The sequence below is a fragment of the Pseudomonas sp. EL_65y_Pfl2_R96 genome, from assembly GCF_963970905.1.
Lineage (GTDB): Bacteria > Pseudomonadota > Gammaproteobacteria > Pseudomonadales > Pseudomonadaceae > Aquipseudomonas.
This window is the reverse complement of the sequence record NZ_CAXAQH010000023.1, coordinates 21,643-39,065: the sequence shown is the minus strand read 5'-3', so window position 1 is coordinate 39,065 and position 17,423 is coordinate 21,643. Positions and strand designations below refer to the sequence as shown.

General features: G+C 58.9%; 16 protein-coding genes. 13 read left to right on the top strand and 3 right to left on the bottom strand.

Going from position 1 to position 17,423, the window contains the following annotated elements:
- Positions 1 to 103: 103 nt before the first annotated feature.
- The 4 genes from trxB to infA all read left to right on the top strand — a co-directional run bounded on the left by trxB (position 104) and on the right by infA (position 2,927).
- A complete protein-coding gene (gene trxB / locus AACY49_RS21105) occupies positions 104 to 1,063 on the top strand; it encodes a thioredoxin-disulfide reductase (protein WP_258700045.1) in 960 nt (319 codons plus the stop codon).
- A 68-nt stretch (positions 1,064 to 1,131) separates the two neighbouring features.
- Positions 1,132 to 1,812, top strand: a complete 681-nt coding sequence (aat, locus tag AACY49_RS21100) for a leucyl/phenylalanyl-tRNA--protein transferase (protein ID WP_320393982.1) — start codon at positions 1,132 to 1,134, stop codon at positions 1,810 to 1,812.
- 88 nt (positions 1,813 to 1,900) lie between these two features.
- Entirely contained in the window at positions 1,901 to 2,608 is a 708-nt protein-coding gene (locus tag AACY49_RS21095) for an arginyltransferase (protein WP_258700043.1), read from the top strand.
- Between the two features lie 100 nt (positions 2,609 to 2,708).
- A complete protein-coding gene (gene infA, locus AACY49_RS21090; protein ID WP_002553999.1) occupies positions 2,709 to 2,927 on the top strand; it encodes a translation initiation factor IF-1 in 219 nt (72 codons plus the stop codon).
- A 253-nt stretch (positions 2,928 to 3,180) separates the two neighbouring features.
- On the opposite strand, the gene clpA is transcribed toward infA, so the two are convergent.
- Entirely contained in the window at positions 3,181 to 5,451 is a 2,271-nt protein-coding gene (gene clpA / locus AACY49_RS21085; RefSeq protein WP_258700042.1) for an ATP-dependent Clp protease ATP-binding subunit ClpA, read from the bottom strand.
- 30 nt (positions 5,452 to 5,481) lie between these two features.
- Positions 5,482 to 5,844: an ATP-dependent Clp protease adapter ClpS gene (gene clpS, locus AACY49_RS21080; RefSeq protein WP_015094394.1), complete on the bottom strand. Its 363-nt coding sequence runs from the start codon at positions 5,842 to 5,844 to the stop codon at positions 5,482 to 5,484.
- A gap of 225 nt (positions 5,845 to 6,069) precedes the next feature.
- Here clpS and cspD point away from each other — a divergent pair, with 225 nt between their 5' ends.
- A complete protein-coding gene (cspD, locus tag AACY49_RS21075) occupies positions 6,070 to 6,360 on the top strand; it encodes a cold shock domain-containing protein CspD (protein WP_445262655.1) in 291 nt (96 codons plus the stop codon).
- A 93-nt stretch (positions 6,361 to 6,453) separates the two neighbouring features.
- Here cspD and icd read toward each other — a convergent pair whose 3' ends face one another.
- Entirely contained in the window at positions 6,454 to 7,710 is a 1,257-nt protein-coding gene (gene icd / locus AACY49_RS21070) for an NADP-dependent isocitrate dehydrogenase (protein WP_007905029.1), read from the bottom strand.
- A gap of 494 nt (positions 7,711 to 8,204) precedes the next feature.
- Between icd and AACY49_RS21065 the strand changes: the two genes are divergently transcribed.
- The 8 genes from AACY49_RS21065 to AACY49_RS21030 all read left to right on the top strand — a co-directional run bounded on the left by AACY49_RS21065 (position 8,205) and on the right by AACY49_RS21030 (position 17,075).
- Positions 8,205 to 10,430, top strand: coding sequence for an NADP-dependent isocitrate dehydrogenase (locus tag AACY49_RS21065; RefSeq protein ID WP_258700040.1), 2,226 nt, complete (start codon positions 8,205 to 8,207; stop codon positions 10,428 to 10,430).
- Positions 10,431 to 10,647: 217 nt separating this feature from the next.
- Positions 10,648 to 11,094 (top strand): NUDIX hydrolase, encoded by a 447-nt coding sequence (locus AACY49_RS21060; protein WP_339526168.1) that lies wholly within the window; start codon positions 10,648 to 10,650, stop codon positions 11,092 to 11,094.
- A 59-nt stretch (positions 11,095 to 11,153) separates the two neighbouring features.
- Positions 11,154 to 12,287 carry a tRNA 2-thiouridine(34) synthase MnmA gene (mnmA, locus tag AACY49_RS21055; RefSeq protein ID WP_008014884.1) on the top strand — a complete coding sequence of 378 codons (1,134 nt, stop codon included), beginning with the start codon at positions 11,154 to 11,156 and terminating at the stop codon, positions 12,285 to 12,287.
- Positions 12,284 to 12,907 (top strand): high frequency lysogenization protein HflD, encoded by a 624-nt coding sequence (gene hflD, locus AACY49_RS21050; RefSeq protein ID WP_258700038.1) that lies wholly within the window; start codon positions 12,284 to 12,286, stop codon positions 12,905 to 12,907. Before mnmA ends, hflD begins: the two co-directional genes overlap by 4 nt.
- 127 nt (positions 12,908 to 13,034) lie before the next feature.
- Entirely contained in the window at positions 13,035 to 14,405 is a 1,371-nt protein-coding gene (gene purB / locus AACY49_RS21045) for an adenylosuccinate lyase (protein ID WP_007940861.1), read from the top strand.
- 86 nt (positions 14,406 to 14,491) lie between these two features.
- Positions 14,492 to 15,661 (top strand): ribosomal protein uL16 3-hydroxylase, encoded by a 1,170-nt coding sequence (locus AACY49_RS21040; RefSeq protein WP_258700037.1) that lies wholly within the window; start codon positions 14,492 to 14,494, stop codon positions 15,659 to 15,661.
- Entirely contained in the window at positions 15,654 to 16,079 is a 426-nt protein-coding gene (locus AACY49_RS21035; RefSeq protein ID WP_258700036.1) for a GNAT family N-acetyltransferase, read from the top strand. The genes AACY49_RS21040 and AACY49_RS21035 overlap by 8 nt, the downstream gene beginning before the upstream one ends.
- A gap of 234 nt (positions 16,080 to 16,313) precedes the next feature.
- On the top strand, positions 16,314 to 17,075 hold the full coding sequence (locus AACY49_RS21030) for a secretin N-terminal domain-containing protein (protein ID WP_258700035.1): 762 nt from the start codon (positions 16,314 to 16,316) through the stop codon (positions 17,073 to 17,075).
- Positions 17,076 to 17,423 lie beyond the last annotated feature (348 nt).

The following is a 17,423-nucleotide window of genomic DNA, read 5'->3' as shown; positions in this document are numbered from 1 at the left end:
CCATGCTTGACCCCCTTGGCTCCGGCATAGCCAAGAGCACAGTACGCGCAGTCCAATTTGAGCATGCATTCTCTTTTGTGACAAAGGCTTATGAGGTGTTTTTATGAGTGAAGCGCAGCATTCCCGCCTGATCATTCTAGGTTCCGGCCCTGCCGGTTACAGCGCAGCCGTTTATGCCGCTCGCGCCAATCTCAAACCCGTTGTCATTACCGGCATACAGGCAGGTGGCCAGCTGACCACCACCGTCGAAGTCGATAACTGGCCCGGCGACGTCGAAGGCCTGACCGGCCCGGTACTGATGGAGCGCATGCAGAAACACGCCGAACGCTTCGACACAGAGATCGTTTACGACCACATCCATACGGCCAAGTTGCAACAGCGCCCGTTCGAACTCATCGGCGACAGCGGCACCTACACCTGTGATGCACTGATAATCGCCACCGGCGCTTCGGCACAATACCTGGGGCTGCCATCGGAAGAAGCCTTTGCCGGCAAAGGGGTTTCGGCCTGCGCCACCTGCGATGGCTTCTTCTACCGCAACCAGGTGGTCGCGGTGGTCGGCGGCGGCAACACCGCGGTGGAAGAAGCGCTGTACCTGTCGAACATCGCCAAGGAGGTTCATCTGATTCACCGTCGTGACAAACTGCGCTCGGAGAAGATCCTCCAGGACAAGCTCTTCGAAAAATCCGTCAACGGCAATATCCGCCTGCACTGGAACCAGAATCTGGATGAAGTGCTGGGAGATGCCAGCGGCGTGACCGGCGCCCGCCTGCGTCACAGCCATACTGACGAAACCAGTGAACTGTCGCTGGCCGGCGTGTTCATTGCCATCGGCCACAAGCCCAACACCGACCTGTTCCAGGGCCAGCTGCAGATGCGCAACGGCTACCTGCTGGTCAAGGGCGGCAGTGAAGGCGACGCCACTGCCACCGACATCGAAGGCGTGTTCGCCGCTGGCGACGTGGCCGACCACGTTTACCGCCAGGCCGTGACGTCCGCCGGAGCCGGCTGCATGGCCGCGCTGGACGCCGAGAAGTATCTCGATGACATACCCACCGTCTGACGGTTAACCTCCTTCAAGGCGGGCTCACCGGCCCGCCACCGCCCTCCCCTTCTGCAAGCCCGGATGCCATGCTGACTTGGTTACAACGCAACACCCTGACCTTCCCGCCGCTGGAAAAAGCCATGCGCGACCCCAACGGGTTGCTGGCCGCGGGCGGCGATCTGTCCGCCGACCGCCTGATTCAGGCCTATCGCCACGGCTGCTTTCCGTGGTTTTCGGAGGGTCAGCCGATTCTCTGGTGGTCGCCGGATCCGCGCACGGTACTGTTTCCCGACGAACTGCATGTCTCTCGCAGCCTGAATAAATTGCTGCGCCAACAACGCTATCAAGTGACCTTCGATCGGGATTTTGCCTCGGTCATCCGCGCCTGCGCCGAGCCGCGCGAGTACGCTGACGGCACCTGGATCACCCAAGCGATGCAGGACGCCTACGTGGAACTGCACAAGCGCGGTTACGCCCATTCAGTGGAGGTCTGGGACGATGGCGTGCTGGTCGGCGGGCTCTACGGCCTGGCCATGGGGCAACTGTTTTTCGGTGAGTCGATGTTCAGTCGCGCCGACAACGCCTCCAAATATGGCTTTGCCACACTGGTGCGACATCTGAAAGACTCAGGCTTTGTGCTGATCGATTGCCAGATGCCCACCGACCATCTGCACAGCCTGGGCGCCCGAGCGATTCCCCGCAGCGAGTTTGCCGGCTACCTTGCGCGACACCTGGATCAACCCGGTCACGCCACCTGGGTTTGCTGAGCGACTTTTGCGCGCGTGGCTTACACTTAATGCGGGGGAAACGAATTGAGAACGCCCCCTAACCAAAAGCTTATCCCGAGGGTTGATCATGACCGAGTTGGCGCGCTTGAAGTTCTATGCCACTCAGCCTCACTCTTGCAGTTATCTGCCCGAGGAGCAGGCCACGACGCTGTTCCTCGACCCTAGTCAGCCCATGGATGTGCATGTCTATGCAGATCTGTCGGAAATGGGTTTTCGTCGCAGTGGCGATCATCTCTATCGACCCCATTGCCAGCACTGCAATGCGTGCGTACCGGCGCGCATCCCTGTGGCGCAATTCATCCCCAACCGTCAGCAAAAACGCATTCTCAAACGCAATGCCGACTTGCAGGTGCGTCCGGCCAGGCCAAAATTCAGCGAAGAGTACTTCGACCTCTATCAGCGCTACATCGAACAACGTCATGCCGATGGCGACATGTATCCGCCGAGCCGCGACCAGTTTTCAACCTTCCTGGTGCGTGACCTGCCGTTCTCCCGCTTCTACGAATTTCGTCTCGAAGGCCGACTGCTGGCAGTGGCTGTCACCGATTTGCTGCCCAATGGCCTGTCGGCGGTCTACACCTTCTACGAACCCTGCGAAGAACGCCGCAGCCTGGGGCGTTACGCGATCCTCTGGCAGATCGCCGAAGCCCGGCGCCTGGGGCTGGAAGCGGTCTACCTCGGCTACTGGATCAAAAACTGCAAAAAAATGAGCTACAAGACCCAATATCGCCCAATCGAACTGCTGATTAATCAACGTTGGGTCATCCTGAGCTAGAACCCCTTGGCTTAAACCCCATTTTTCGGGCACAATGCACGCCGCTTTTGCCTGGCGCAGTTGCACCGGGCCATTCATTGGACACCGAGGGCTTTACTGCATGTCGAAAGAAGACAGCTTCGAAATGGAAGGCACTGTCGTCGACACCCTGCCCAACACCATGTTTCGTGTGGAGTTGGAAAATGGGCACGTCGTAACCGCGCATATCTCCGGCAAGATGCGCAAGAACTACATTCGTATTCTTACCGGCGACAAAGTGCGCGTCGAGCTGACGCCCTATGACTTGAGCAAAGGGCGCATCACCTACCGCGCTCGCTAATCAAGTCAATACAAAACGCCCGGCTATGCCGGGCGTTTTTGTTTGCGCGTGAATTAGCTGCCACATTTCGAGCCGCTGCACCGATCCTGTGGGAGCGGGCTTGCCCGCGATAGCGGTGGATCTGCTTGCCTGGATACTGAATGTGCCGCCTTCGCGGGCAAGCCCGCTCCCACAAGGTTTGGTGTTTATCGCTTGAAATCGACCAGACAGCAAAAGGCGCCTTTCGGCGCCTTTTGCTTTGTTGCGGTTAACGTCAGGCCATTTCAGCCGTGGTCTCGAACTCGAAGGTCAGCTCGCCGTCCTTGATGTCGATGTGTACTACACCGCCATGGTCGGCCAGTTCGCCAAAGAGGATCTCTTCCGCCAGCGGACGCTTGATTTTGTCCTGGATCAAACGCGCCATTGGTCGAGCACCCATCGCCGTATCGTAGCCACCCGCGGCCAGCCAACTACGCGCCGCATCGGTCACTTCCAGCTGCACACGCTTGTCTTCCAGTTGCGCCTGCAGTTCGGTAAGGAACTTGTCCACCACGCTTTTGATGACCTCATGACTGAGGCGACCAAACTGGATAATGGTGTCCAGACGGTTACGGAACTCCGGCGTGAAGCTCTTCTTGATCACTTCCATCGCATCGGACGAGTGATCCTGATAGGTGAAACCGATCGAAGCACGCGCTGCCGTCTCGGCACCGGCGTTGGTCGTCATGATGACGATCACGTTACGGAAGTCCGCCTTGCGCCCGTTGTTATCGGTCAGCGTACCGTGGTCCATGACCTGCAACAGCAGGTTGAAGACTTCCGGGTGCGCCTTCTCGATTTCATCGAGCAACAGCACGCAGTGAGGCTGCTTGGTGATGGCCTCGGTCAGCAGACCGCCCTGATCGAACCCGACATAGCCTGGAGGCGCACCGATCAGACGCGATACGGTGTGGCGCTCCATGTACTCGGACATGTCGAAGCGAACCAGTTCGACTCCCAACGCCTTGGCCAGTTGCCGCGCAGCCTCGGTTTTACCGACACCGGTCGGCCCTGCGAACAGGAACGAACCGACGGGCTTGTCAGGTGACTTGAGGCCGGCACGGGACAGTTTGATCGCGGTCGACAGCGAGTCGATCGCGGCATCCTGGCCAAATACCGTGAGTTTCAGGTCACGCTCAAGGTTACGCAGCAGTTCTTTGTCGGAACTGGTGACGTGTTTTGGCGGAATTCGCGCGATTTTGGCGACGATGTCCTCGACCTGAGGCACTTCGATGCGTTTCACGCGCTTCTCGATCGGTTGCAGACGCTGATAGGCGCCCGCCTCGTCGATGACGTCGATGGCCTTGTCCGGCATGTGCCGGTCATTGATGTAACGCGAGGCCAGTTCAGCAGCGGCGCGCAGGGCTTCATCGCTGTATTCGATGTTGTGGTGCGCTTCGAAACGCCCTTTCAGGCCGCGCAGGATGCCAATGGTGTCTTCCACCGAAGGTTCCGACACATCGACCTTCTGGAAGCGCCGGGCCAGAGCACGGTCCTTCTCGAAGATTCCGCGGAACTCCTGGAACGTGGTCGAACCGATGCAGCGAATATCGCCGGACGACAGCAATGGCTTGAGCAGGTTCGAGGCATCCATGACGCCACCCGACGCAGCACCCGCACCGATGATGGTGTGGATCTCGTCGATGAACAGGATCGCCTGCGGACGCTTTTTCAGCTCATTGAGCAGCGCCTTGAAGCGCTTCTCGAAATCGCCGCGGTATTTGGTCCCGGCCAGCAAGGCCCCCAGATCGAGGGAATACACCACGCTGTTGGCCAGCAGGTCCGGCACCTGGTTGTCGACAATGCGTTTGGCCAGGCCTTCGGCAATCGCGGTTTTACCCACGCCCGCCTCGCCCACCAGCAGCGGATTGTTTTTGCGACGACGCGCCAGGATCTGCGCGACGCGCTCGACTTCCAGCTCACGGCCTACCAACGGATCGATACGACCCTGGCGCGCGAGTTCGTTGAGGTTGCTGGCATAAGCATCCAGAGGATTGCCTGAGGAAGAAGACTCACCGCCCTCGTCGTCCTGCATATCTTGTTCACCTTCAGAGTGATCGCCATGCCCCGGCACCTTGGAAATGCCATGGGCGATGTAGTTGACGACATCGATGCGCGCAACGCTCTGCTGTTTCAGCAGAAACACTGCCTGACTCTCTTGCTCACTGAAGATCGCGACCAGCACGTTGGCGCCAGTCACTTCGCGTTTGCCCGAGCTCTGTACATGGAAGACAGCACGTTGCAGTACACGCTGAAAGCCCAGGGTTGGCTGGGTTTCACGATCCTCGTCATGAAGAGGGATCAATGGCGTGGTGGAGTCGATGAACTCCTGCAGATCATGCTTGAGTTTGTCGAGGTTTGCGCCGCAGGCACGCAAAACGGTGGCGGCAGCCTCATTGTCCAATAGGGCCAGCAGCAGGTGTTCGACGGTCATGAATTCATGACGTTTCGAACGAGCCTCCTTGAAGGCTAGATTGAGGGTGACTTCGAGCTCGCGGTTTAACATAGCTTCACCTCATACCCAAGTGGTCGGCGATTAACCGTCCTTCTCGATTTCACAGAGTAGCGGATGCTGGCTTTCCCTGGCGTACTGGTTGACCTGCATGGCCTTGGTCTCCGCGATGTCGCGGGTAAACACTCCACATACTGCCCGTCCTTCTGTGTGGACGGCCAGCATGACCTTGGTCGCCAGCTCGCGATTCAGGTTAAAAAACACCTCGAGCACTTCGACGACGAAATCCATCGGTGTGTAGTCATCGTTGAACAAAACCACCTTGTACATCGGTGGCGCCTGTAAAGCAGGCTTAGCCTCCTGAACAGCAATGCCTGCGGAATCGTCGTCGTGTAAATCAGGGCGATCCTGATTGAATGTTAGTCGAATCTGGCTAATTGCATGCATGGAAAGAAAGGTTCGTCAGTTGTGCGAATACAGTGGTGGGGGCGCCCATCGACGATTTCAACTCCGACTACCCGGTCACCTTGACTATCGGGAAAACGGTGTTACAAACAATAGAGCCCACAGTGGGTAAAAAAGGTCCGCGGAGTCAATCCTGTTTGCAAGATTAGACTGCGGATGAACTGGATGATACTCCAGTGATGGAGTCTGTTGCAGAGGGATATGGGTATGTCAGGCGTCAAGGACAACGAGACGGTCAAGGGCACGTACAAAGGCAAGGTCAAATGGTTCAATAATGCCAAGGGTTACGGCTTCATCATTGAGGATGGCAAGAACGACGATCTGTTCGCCCATTATTCGGCCATCCAGATGGACGGTTATAAAACCCTGAAAGCCGGCCAACCCGTCGTCTTTGACATCACTCAGGGCCCCAAGGGCCTTCACGCGGTCAATATCGGCGCAGCTCAGGACGTTCACAGCGTCGTCGCCCCCGCCGGACAACAGACCGTTACGGCATAAGTTCGCACCTGCCATCCAGTCATAAAAAACCGCCCGATTCAATCACTTGAGTCGGGCGGTTTTTTGTTGCATGAATCTGCTTACATGTGCGACTTACATATGCGAGATGAGCGCATCACCAAACGCAGAAGACGACAGCAGTTTCGCGCCCTCCATCAGACGTTCGAAGTCATAGGTCACGGTTTTGGCCGAAATTGCACCATTGGTGCCCTTGATAATCAGATCGGCCGCTTCGGTCCAGCCCATGTGACGCAACATCATTTCAGCGGACAGGATCAACGAACCCGGGTTGACCTGGTCCTTGCCGGCGTACTTCGGCGCGGTGCCGTGGGTCGCTTCGAACATGGCCACGGTGTCGGACAGGTTCGCACCCGGCGCAATACCGATACCGCCCACTTCGGCCGCCAGGGCGTCGGAGAGGTAGTCGCCGTTGAGGTTCAGGGTCGCGATCACATCGTATTCTGCCGGGCGCAGCAGGATCTGCTGGAGCATGGCGTCGGCAATGGCATCCTTGACGATGACATTCTTGCCGGTTTTCGGGTTCTTGAACTGCATCCATGGACCGCCGTCGAGCAGGGTCGCGCCGAATTCTTCAGCGGCCACTTCGTAGGCCCATTCCTTGAAGGCACCTTCGGTGAACTTCATGATGTTGCCTTTGTGCACGATGGTCAGCGAGTCGCGATCGTTGTCGACCACATACTGCAGGGCCTTGCGCGCCAGACGCTTGGTGCCTTCCAGGGAGACCGGCTTGACGCCGATACCGCAGTTTTCGTCGAAACGGATCTTGGTGACGCCCATTTCTTCTTTTAGGAACTTGATGACCTTGGTCGCTTCCGGCGAACCGGCTTTCCATTCGATACCGGCATAAATGTCTTCCGAGTTTTCGCGGAAGATGGTCATGTCGACGTCGCCTGGCTTTTTGACCGGGCTCGGTACGCCTTCGAACCAGCGCACCGGGCGCAGGCAGACATACAGGTCGAGCTGCTGACGCAGGGCCACGTTCAGGGAACGGATGCCACCGCCAACCGGGGTGGTCAGAGGGCCCTTGATGGAAACCACGTAATCCTTGACCGCGTCCAGAGTTTCCTGAGGCAGCCAGGTGTCCTGATCGTAAACCTGAGTCGCTTTCTCCCCGGCGTAGACTTCCATCCAGGAAATTTTGCGCTCGCCACCGTAAGCCTTCTTAACAGCAGCATCGACAACCTTGATCATGACCGGGCTGATATCAACGCCAATACCATCACCTTCGATGAAGGGAATGATCGGGTTGTTAGGAACATTGAGAGAATGGTCCGCGTTGACGGTGATTTTGTCGCCGACGGCTGGAACCTGAATCTTCTTGTATCCCATGCTGAACTCCATTGTTTGGATTGAACATCTGGCTTCGTCCGAGCGTACCCCAGTTAAATCGGCACGCAAACCCTATGTTCCGCCCATCTGCCGCAAAGCTGCACAGTTCGCGACGTACAAGCCTGAAAGCAAAGGGAAAAGCGCCAAACTCAAGCACGATGGGCGACTCTACGCCCCACACCGGCCTGCGACCTTTAGACCAATGGACGAAAATCGTTGCATATGAACCATCGGCAGATTGCCAGCTACCTATGTATAATGCCGCCGCTGACCGCAGGGTCACGACGGCCGACCTCTCTATTACGAGGACTTTGGGCCCGAGAAAGCCGGACTGTTATCGCAGCCCACCCGCTTGACGCTCGACCGATGCACCCAACATCACCGCAAAGAAACCTCGACATTCGGCTCATGGATGACTTTGAACGAACGCGCTTACCCGGCGCCCCTCGAGTTTCTGTGCACGCTTTAGCAAAGAAGAGAGAGTTAATCCGAATATGCCCACCCGCTCGAAGATCATCTATACCTTCACCGACGAAGCCCCAGCCCTCGCCACCTATTCACTGTTGCCTATCGTAGAGGCCTTCACCGCCTCCGCTGATATCGCCGTGGAAACCCGCGATATCTCTCTTGCAGGGCGCATTCTGGCCAGCTTTCCCGAGCAATTGGGTGACAAAGCCGTAGCCGACCACCTCGCCGAACTGGGCGACCTGGCCGTTACGCCTGAAGCCAACATCATCAAGCTGCCGAACATCAGCGCTTCGGTTCCGCAACTGCAGGCCGCGATCAAAGAGCTGCAAGCCCAGGGCTACGCGCTGCCGGACTACCCGGAAACCGTGACCAGCGACGCCGACAAAGAAGCCAAGGCACGCTACGACAAGATCAAGGGCAGCGCCGTGAACCCGGTTCTGCGCGAAGGCAACTCCGATCGTCGCGCACCGCTGTCGGTCAAGAACTATGCGCGCAAGCACCCGCACAAAATGGGCGCCTGGGCCAAAGACTCCAAGTCCCACGTCGCTCACATGAGCACCGGCGATTTCTACGGCAGCGAAAAAGCCGCCCTGATCGACGCCGCTGACGCTGTCAAAATCGAACTGATCGCTCAAGACGGCACCACCACCGTCCTGAAGGAAAAAACCACCGTACAAGCCGGTGAGATCCTCGATTGCGCCGTTCTGAGCAAAAACGCGCTGCGCAGCTTCATCGCCGCCGAGATCGAAGACGCCAAAGCCAAAGGCGTGCTGCTGTCGGTTCACCTGAAAGCCACCATGATGAAGGTCTCCGACCCGATCATGTTCGGCCAGATCGTTGCCGAGTTCTATAAAGACGCCTTGGCCAAGCACGCTGACGTGCTGGCCCAGATCGGCTTCAACCTGAACAACGGTATCGGCGACCTGTACGCTCGTATCAAGGCTTTGCCTGCCGAGCAACAAGCGCAGATCGAAGCGGACATCCAGGCGGTCTACGCCGTTCGTCCGTCGTTGGCCATGGTCAACTCCGACAAAGGCATCACTAACCTGCACGTACCGAGCGACGTCATCGTCGACGCCTCGATGCCAGCGATGATCCGTGACTCCGGCAAAATGTGGGGCACTGACGGCCAGCTGCACGACACCAAGGCAGTGATCCCGGATCGCTGCTACGCCACCATCTACCAGGCAGTGATTGAAGACTGCAAGGCTAACGGCGCTTTCGATCCGACCACCATGGGCAGCGTGCCTAACGTTGGCCTGATGGCGAAAAAAGCCGAAGAGTACGGCTCCCACGACAAGACCTTCCAGATCAAGGCGAATGGCGTGGTTCGGGTTTCCGACGGCGCTGGCCGCACTCTGCTGGAACAGTCGGTTGAAGCCGGCGACATCTTCCGCATGTGCCAGACCAAAGACGCGCCGATCCAGGACTGGGTCAAACTGGCCGTCAACCGTGCTCGCGCAAGCGCAACTCCAGCGATTTTCTGGCTGGACCCAATGCGCGCCCACGACGGCGTAGTGATCGAGAAAGTTCAGGCTTACCTGAAGGATCACGACACTTCCGGCCTGGACATCCGCATCATGTCGCCTGTCGACGCGATGAAGTTCACCCTGGAGCGCACCCGCGAAGGCAAGGACACCATTTCGGTGACCGGCAACGTACTGCGCGACTACCTGACTGACCTGTTCCCGATCATGGAGCTGGGCACCAGCGCCAAGATGCTGTCGATCGTGCCACTGATGAACGGCGGTGGTCTGTTCGAAACCGGCGCTGGCGGTTCGGCGCCGAAGCACGTTCAGCAGCTGCTGGAAGAAAACTTCCTGCGCTGGGATTCCCTGGGCGAGTTCCTGGCCCTGGCCGCTTCCCTTGAGCACTTGGGTGTTACCTACAACAACCCTAAAGCGCTGGTGTTGGCCAAGACCCTGGATCAGGCCACTGGCCAGTTCCTGGACAACAACAAGTCGCCATCGCGCAAAGTCGGCAACATCGACAACCGCGGCAGCCACTTCTACCTGGCGCTGTACTGGGCTCAGGCCCTGGCCGCCCAGACCGAAGACACTGCGCTGCAAGCGCAGTTCGGCGAACTGGCCAAGACCCTGACCGAGAACGAAGCAACTATCGTTGCCGAGCTCAACGCCGTTCAGGGCAAGCCAGTGGACATCGGCGGTTACTACCACGCCAATGCCGAGCTGATCAGCAAGGCCATGCGCCCGAGCAACACCTTCAACGCCGCGATCGCTGCGCTGGTTTAAGGTTGTAAGGATGCAAGGAAGCCCCGGCCCAGTGCCGGGGTTTCTGTTTCTGGCGTTCACACATATCTATTCTATCTGCCGAAACAAAACCCTGTGGGAGCTGGCTTGCCTGCGATGGCGGTTTATCATTCAACATTGCTTTCGACTGACCCACCGCCATCGCAGGCAAGCCAGCTCCCACAGGATCGGACTTCAACATTCAAAACGAGGAAGCTTCATGGATTGGCTACCCCACATCACCGTCGCCACCATCGTCGAAGACAATGGTCGCTTCCTGATGGTCGAAGAACTCAAGCACGGACAAACGGTGCTCAACCAACCGGCCGGCCATCTGGACCCGGACGAAACCCTGATCGAAGCCGCCGTGCGCGAAACCCTTGAGGAAACCGGCTGGGACGTCGAGCCGACAGGCGTGGTGGGCATTTATCTCTACACCGCCCCGAGCAACGGCGTGACCTACCAGCGGGTCTGCTTCACCGCAAAGCCGCTCAAACATCGCCCGGACTATCAGTTGGACGACGGCATCGTCGGCGCAAAATGGTTGACGCGTGACGAACTGCTGCAACAGCGCGCAAACTGGCGCAGTGAGCTGATCATCCGCTGTATCGATGATTATCTGGACGGCAAACACTTCGGTCTCGAACTGATCCGCCCTTCTCTTTAGCCTTGCGGGCTTCGGCCTGCTAGAATCGCGTCCTTTTTCAAGACACTCATTGAATCCCTATGCGTGATCCAGCCCCTTCTGACACACAAAAGAAGCGCGTCATTGTCGGTATGTCCGGCGGCGTGGACTCTTCCGTTTCCGCTCTCCTGCTGATCGAGCAGGGCTATGAGGTGGAAGGCCTGTTCATGAAGAACTGGGAAGAGGACGATGGAACGGAATACTGCACCGCCATGGATGACCTGGCGGACGCTCAGGCCGTGTGCGACAAGATTGGCATCAAGCTGCACACCGCCAACTTCGCCGCCGAGTACTGGGATAACGTGTTCGAGCATTTCCTGGCCGAATACAAGGCCGGTCGCACGCCGAACCCGGACATCCTGTGCAACCGCGAAATCAAGTTCAAGGCGTTCCTCGATTACGCCATGATGCTTGGCGCCGACCTGATTGCTACCGGCCACTACGTGCGCCGCCGCGACATCGATGGTCGCACCGAATTGCTCAAGGGCCTGGATCCGAACAAGGACCAGAGCTACTTCCTGCACGCCGTCGGCGGTGAACAGATCGCCAAGACGCTGTTCCCGGTCGGCGAGCTGGAAAAACCCGAAGTGCGCGCGATTGCCGAGAAACACGACCTGGCCACCGCAAAGAAAAAGGATTCCACAGGAATCTGCTTTATCGGCGAGCGCCGCTTCAGCGACTTCCTCAAGCAATACCTGCCGGCCCAGCCCGGCGAGATCAAGACCACCGAAGGCGAAGTCATCGGCCGTCACCACGGCTTGATGTATCACACCATTGGCCAGCGTCAGGGCCTGGGAATCGGCGGTTTGAAAGACGCCAGTGACGAGCCATGGTACGTGCTGATCAAAGACCTGGAACACAACGAACTGATCGTTGGCCAAGGCAATGATCACCCTTATTTGTTCTCCCGCGCCCTGCTCGCCTCGGACATCTATTGGGTCAACCCGATCGACCTGACCGAGCCGCGCAAACTGACCGCCAAGGTGCGTTATCGCCAGAGCGACCAGCCTTGCACGCTGGAAAAGACCGCCACCGGCTACCGCGCGACCTTCGATGACCCGCAACGCGCGGTCACCCCAGGCCAATCCGTGGTGTTCTACGACGGCGAAATCTGCCTCGGCGGCGGCGTGATCGAAGTGGCCGAACCCTGGACCAGCAAGGGTCAGCGTTCATGAGCCCGACTCAGGAGCAACTGACAGCCCTGGGCGGTGTGTTTCTCGCCGCCGTGCTGGTCGACAAGATCGCCAAAACCGGCCAGACCAACGAAGCCGGCCTGACCTGCATGCTCGGCAGCCTGTTGATTCGCGACCCCAAGGACACGCTGGAAGTCTATGGCGGTGACGACATCAACCTGCGTGACGGTTACCGCGCCCTGATCGGCGCCCTGGAGCGCGACCCCAGCACCCTTCAGCGCGAACCGCTGCGCTACGCCCTGGCGATGCTGGGACTGGAGCGTCAACTGGCCAAGCGCAATGACATGCTGGACGTGATCGGCAAGCGCCTGCCGCAGATTCAGTCCCAGGTCGAACACTTCGGCCCGGCTCACGAAAACGTGATCGCCGCTTGTGGCGCGCTGTACCAGGACACCCTGAGCACCCTGCGCCAACGGATTCAAGTGCATGGTGACATGCGCAACCTGCAGCAACCGAGCAATGCTTCGAAGATTCGCGCGCTGCTGCTGGCCGGCATCCGTTCAGCCCGCCTGTGGCGGCAGTTGGGCGGTCATCGCTGGCAGTTGGTGATCAGCCGTCGCAAACTGCTTAAAGAGCTTTACCCGCTGATGCGCAGCAGCTGAACCGCGCCCGCAATACCGCTTTGTAGTCAGTAACGCGTAATACGCCGGTCAGTTGGCAACGGACCGGCGGATTTTTTCATGTATGATACGCGCCCCATTTCGTTGCCCGACTGTCCGAGAACACCCCATGCAGCTCTCTTCGCTCACTGCGGTTTCCCCTGTTGACGGCCGCTACGCCGGCAAAACCCAGGCCCTGCGCCCAATTTTCAGCGAATACGGTCTGATCCGTGCTCGCGTTCTGGTTGAAGTGCGCTGGCTTCAGCGCCTGGCCGCTCACCCCGCCATCAGCGAAGTGCCGGCGTTCTCCGCCGAAGCCAACGCTGTGCTGAACACCCTGGCGGAAAACTTCTCTCTGGAGCACGCCGAGCGTGTCAAAGAGATCGAGCGCACCACCAACCACGACGTCAAAGCCATTGAGTACCTGCTCAAAGAGCAGGCGGCCAAGCTGCCGGAACTGGCCAAGGTCAGCGAGTTCATCCACTTTGCCTGCACCAGCGAGGACATCAACAACCTGTCCCACGCCCTGATGCTGCGTGAAGGCCGTGATGATGTGATGCTGCCGCTGATGCGCCAGACCGCCAACGCCATCCGCGAACTGGCCATCCGCTTCGCTGACGTGCCGATGCTGTCGCGCACCCACGGTCAACCGGCGTCGCCCACCACCCTGGGCAAAGAGCTGGCGAACGTGGTTTACCGCCTGGAGCGTCAGATCGCTCAAGTCGCCGCCGTTCCGCTGCTGGGCAAGATCAACGGCGCCGTCGGCAACTACAACGCTCACCTGTCGGCCTACCCTGAGATCGACTGGGAAGCCAACGCCCGCGCCTTCATCGAAGACGAGCTGGGTCTGGGCTTCAACCCGTACACCACGCAGATCGAACCGCACGACTACATCGCCGAGCTGTTCGACGCCATCGCGCGCTTCAACACCATCCTGATCGACTTCGACCGCGACATCTGGGGCTACATTTCCCTGGGTTATTTCAAACAGCGCACCATCGCTGGCGAAATCGGTTCCTCGACCATGCCGCACAAGGTCAACCCGATCGACTTCGAAAACTCCGAAGGCAACCTGGGGATCGCCAACGCGCTGTTCCAGCACCTGGCGAGCAAGCTGCCGATCTCCCGCTGGCAGCGCGACCTGACCGACTCCACCGTACTGCGCAACCTCGGTGTCGGCTTCGCCCACAGCGTGATCGCTTACGAAGCCAGCCTCAAAGGCATCAGCAAGCTGGAACTCAACGAGCAAAAGATTGCCGCTGACCTGGACGCCTGCTGGGAAGTATTGGCCGAGCCGATCCAGACCGTGATGCGTCGCTACAACATCGAAAACCCGTACGAGAAATTGAAAGAGTTGACTCGCGGCAAGGGCATCAGCCCTGAAGCGTTGCAAACCTTCATCGACGGCCTGGACATGCCAGCTGCCGCCAAGGCCGAGCTGAAACTGCTCACCCCGGCCAACTACATCGGCAACGCTGTGGCGCAAGCCAAACGCATCTGATCGACCGCTTTACCCGTTTGAGACGCCCGGCAGCGCCGGGCGTTTTTATTCCCGTCTGAAAAGTGCTTATTTTCAATAGGTTACACATGAATCCTGATACTCCTCTTCAACTTCTGGGCGGCATCACGGCACGGGAATTCCTGCGCGACTACTGGCAGAAAAAACCACTGCTGATCCGTCAGGCGATTCCTGATTTCGAAAGCCCGATCGACGCCGACGAGCTGGCCGGCCTGGCGCTGGAAGAAGAAGTCGAATCGCGCCTGGTGATCGAACACGGCGAGCGCCCTTGGGAATTGCGCCGTGGCCCGTTCGCCGAAGACGAATTCAGCAAACTGCCAGAACGCGAATGGACCTTGCTGGTGCAAGCCGTCGACCAATTCGTGCCGGAAGTTGCCGAACTGCTGGAAAACTTCCGTTTCCTGCCGAGCTGGCGCGTCGACGACGTGATGATCAGCTTTGCCGCCCCGGGTGGCAGCGTCGGTCCGCACTTCGATAACTACGACGTGTTCCTGCTGCAAGGCCACGGCAAGCGCAACTGGAAAATCGGCCAGATGTGCGACTCCGAGAGCCCGCTGCTGCAACACGCCGATCTGCGCATCCTCGCCGATTTCGAAGCCACCGATGAGTGGGTGCTGGAACCGGGCGACATGCTCTACCTGCCGCCGCGCCTGGCTCACTGCGGTGTGGCTGTCGATGATTGCATGACCTACTCGGTCGGCTTCCGCGCCCCGAGCGCCGCTGAAGTGCTGACCCACTTCACCGACTTCCTCAGCCAGTTCCTGTCGGACGAAGAGCGTTACACCGACGCCGACGCCCTGCCGGCGGTTGATCCTCATCAGATCCAGCACGACGCCCTCGATCGCCTGAAAAGCCTGCTGGCCGAGCACATGAGCGACGAGCGCCTGCTGCTGACCTGGTTCGGCCAGTTCATGACCGAGCCGCGCTACCCGGAACTGGTGGTTGGCCCGGAAGAGATCGAAGAAGACGACCTGCTCGCCAGCCTCGAGCAAGGCGCGGTGCTGATCCGCAACCCGAGCGCGCGTCTGGCCTGGTCAGAGGTCGACGACGACCTGTTGCTGTTCGCCAGCGGCCAGAGCCGTTATCTGCCGGGCAAGTTGCGCGAGCTGCTGAAAATGATCTGCGCCGCCGATGCGCTGCACGTCGACAATCTCGGCGACTGGCTGAGCGATGAAGACGGTCGCGGCCTGCTGTGTGAACTGATCAAACAGGGAAGCCTGGGGTTCGCTGATGAATAAAATTCACGTTCGTGTCGCAGACTGGCAAAAGGATAACGCCGAGATCCGGCGCATTCGTGAAGCGGTATTCGTCGCCGAGCAATCCGTTCCGCCTGAACTGGAATGGGATGCCGATGACGAGGGCGCGGTGCATTTCCTCGCACTCGAAGGCGACTTTCCGATCGGCACCGCCCGCCTGCTGCCCGATGGTCACATCGGCCGGGTGTCGGTGCTGAAAGACTGGCGCGGTTTGAAGGTTGGCGATGCGCTGATGCAAGCGGTGATCGGTGAAGCCGAGAAGCGCGGGCTGAAGCAGCAGATGCTGAGTGCGCAAGTGCAGGCCACGGCGTTCTATGAGCGATTGGGCTTTAGCATGGTCAGTGAGGAATTCCTGGAAGCCGGGATTCCGCATGTGGACATGGTGCGTCACTCGGCCTGAGACCCTGTAACTGATCGTTCCCACGCTCCGCGTGGGAATGCCTCTTGGGACGCTCCGCGTCCCCTCGCGGCAGTGACGCGGAGCGTCACAGGCTGCATTCCCACGCGGAGCGTGGGAATGATCACGCCCCGGCATTCTCGGATGCCGGGGCGTTTTGCTGTCTGTGATTCAACTCGCACCACGCCGGGCCGACAAACTGGCAATATCAAACCTTTGATTGCGGAGATAACGGATATGTCCCTACGCACCCTGCTCACCACGCTGCTGCTGACCTGCAGTTTTACGGTCATGGCCGCCACCGAGATCGTGCCCCTGAACTACCGCACCAGCGCCGACCTGCTGCCGGTGGCGCAAAACTTCATCGGCAAGGACGGCAAAGTCAGCGCCTATGGCAACCAACTGATCGTCAATGCCGAACCCGGCAAGATCGACGAACTCAAGGCCTTCCTCGCACAACTGGACACCGCGCCCAAACGCCTGTTAATCACCGTAGATACCAACGAAAACAACTTTCAGGGCGATCAGGGCTACTCGGTGAACGGCGCCGCACCGAGTCAGACTCGCATCATCAACCGCAGCACCGACAGCCGCGACGGCGGCATCCAGCAGGTTCAAGCCAGCGAAGGCGCACCGGCACTGATCCAGGTCGGCCAAAGCGTGCCGCTCACCAGCACCCAGACCGACAGTTATGGCGACCTGCGCAGCCAGACCGAATACCGCAATGTCACCCAGGGCTTCTACGTCACCGCCAGCGTCACCGGAAACATCGTTCATCTGGCGATCAGTACTAACCGTGACCGGATGAGCCAGGAACGTCCCGATGTAGTGAACGTGCAAAGTACCGACACAACAGTCAGCGGCCGACTGGGCGAATGGATCACCCTGGCCGGCATGAATCGCCAGACTCAGGCCGACAAACAGGGCCTGACCCGCAGCTACTCGACTCAGGGCCGGGATGACATGACTCTGCGGGTGAAAGTCGATACGTTGGACTAAAGCACCAGAAACTGACTGATTAGTCGTATTAGACCAAAGATGTAGTGCTTTAAAAAAAGCACTACAAAACGTTTGACGAGCCAAAAAAGCAAAGGCATGATGGCCTCGCTCCCGCTAATCAGAGGCCCTGGCAAGGGCTTTCGAATCGCCGTTCGCACCCTACCCCGCGAGCCGATTCGTGTCTGTACCGCCCACAAGGTGTGTTTGACGAGGTTGCCGACTGGAACGAAGTTGTCCCGAGGGACGGAAGCGTAATTAGGTAACCCGGCACCACACTGAAGTTCGCACCAAGGCCCACGACGCCCGAATGCGCTCGCCAGTTCGCCCTTACCTGCTCACTTTCCCCTC

Bases quoted from the DNA above. Each gene is read 5' to 3' on its own strand.
- clpS (WP_015094394.1), bottom strand. From the start codon at position 5,844: ATGCATGCAATTAGCCAGATTCGACTAACATTCAATCAGGATCGCCCT.
- cspD (WP_445262655.1), top strand. From the start codon at position 6,070: ATGTCAGGCGTCAAGGACAACGAGACGGTCAAGGGCACGTACAAAGGC.
- mnmA (WP_008014884.1), top strand. From the start codon at position 11,154: ATGCGTGATCCAGCCCCTTCTGACACACAAAAGAAGCGCGTCATTGTC.
- AACY49_RS21060 (WP_339526168.1), top strand. From the start codon at position 10,648: ATGGATTGGCTACCCCACATCACCGTCGCCACCATCGTCGAAGACAAT.
- aat (WP_320393982.1), top strand. From the start codon at position 1,132: ATGCTGACTTGGTTACAACGCAACACCCTGACCTTCCCGCCGCTGGAA.
- AACY49_RS21065 (WP_258700040.1), top strand. From the start codon at position 8,205: ATGCCCACCCGCTCGAAGATCATCTATACCTTCACCGACGAAGCCCCA.
- purB (WP_007940861.1), top strand. From the start codon at position 13,035: ATGCAGCTCTCTTCGCTCACTGCGGTTTCCCCTGTTGACGGCCGCTAC.
- icd (WP_007905029.1), bottom strand. From the start codon at position 7,710: ATGGGATACAAGAAGATTCAGGTTCCAGCCGTCGGCGACAAAATCACC.
- hflD (WP_258700038.1), top strand. From the start codon at position 12,284: ATGAGCCCGACTCAGGAGCAACTGACAGCCCTGGGCGGTGTGTTTCTC.
- trxB (WP_258700045.1), top strand. From the start codon at position 104: ATGAGTGAAGCGCAGCATTCCCGCCTGATCATTCTAGGTTCCGGCCCT.
- infA (WP_002553999.1), top strand. From the start codon at position 2,709: ATGTCGAAAGAAGACAGCTTCGAAATGGAAGGCACTGTCGTCGACACC.
- AACY49_RS21095 (WP_258700043.1), top strand. From the start codon at position 1,901: ATGACCGAGTTGGCGCGCTTGAAGTTCTATGCCACTCAGCCTCACTCT.
- clpA (WP_258700042.1), bottom strand. From the start codon at position 5,451: ATGTTAAACCGCGAGCTCGAAGTCACCCTCAATCTAGCCTTCAAGGAG.
- AACY49_RS21035 (WP_258700036.1), top strand. From the start codon at position 15,654: ATGAATAAAATTCACGTTCGTGTCGCAGACTGGCAAAAGGATAACGCC.
- AACY49_RS21040 (WP_258700037.1), top strand. From the start codon at position 14,492: ATGAATCCTGATACTCCTCTTCAACTTCTGGGCGGCATCACGGCACGG.
- AACY49_RS21030 (WP_258700035.1), top strand. From the start codon at position 16,314: ATGTCCCTACGCACCCTGCTCACCACGCTGCTGCTGACCTGCAGTTTT.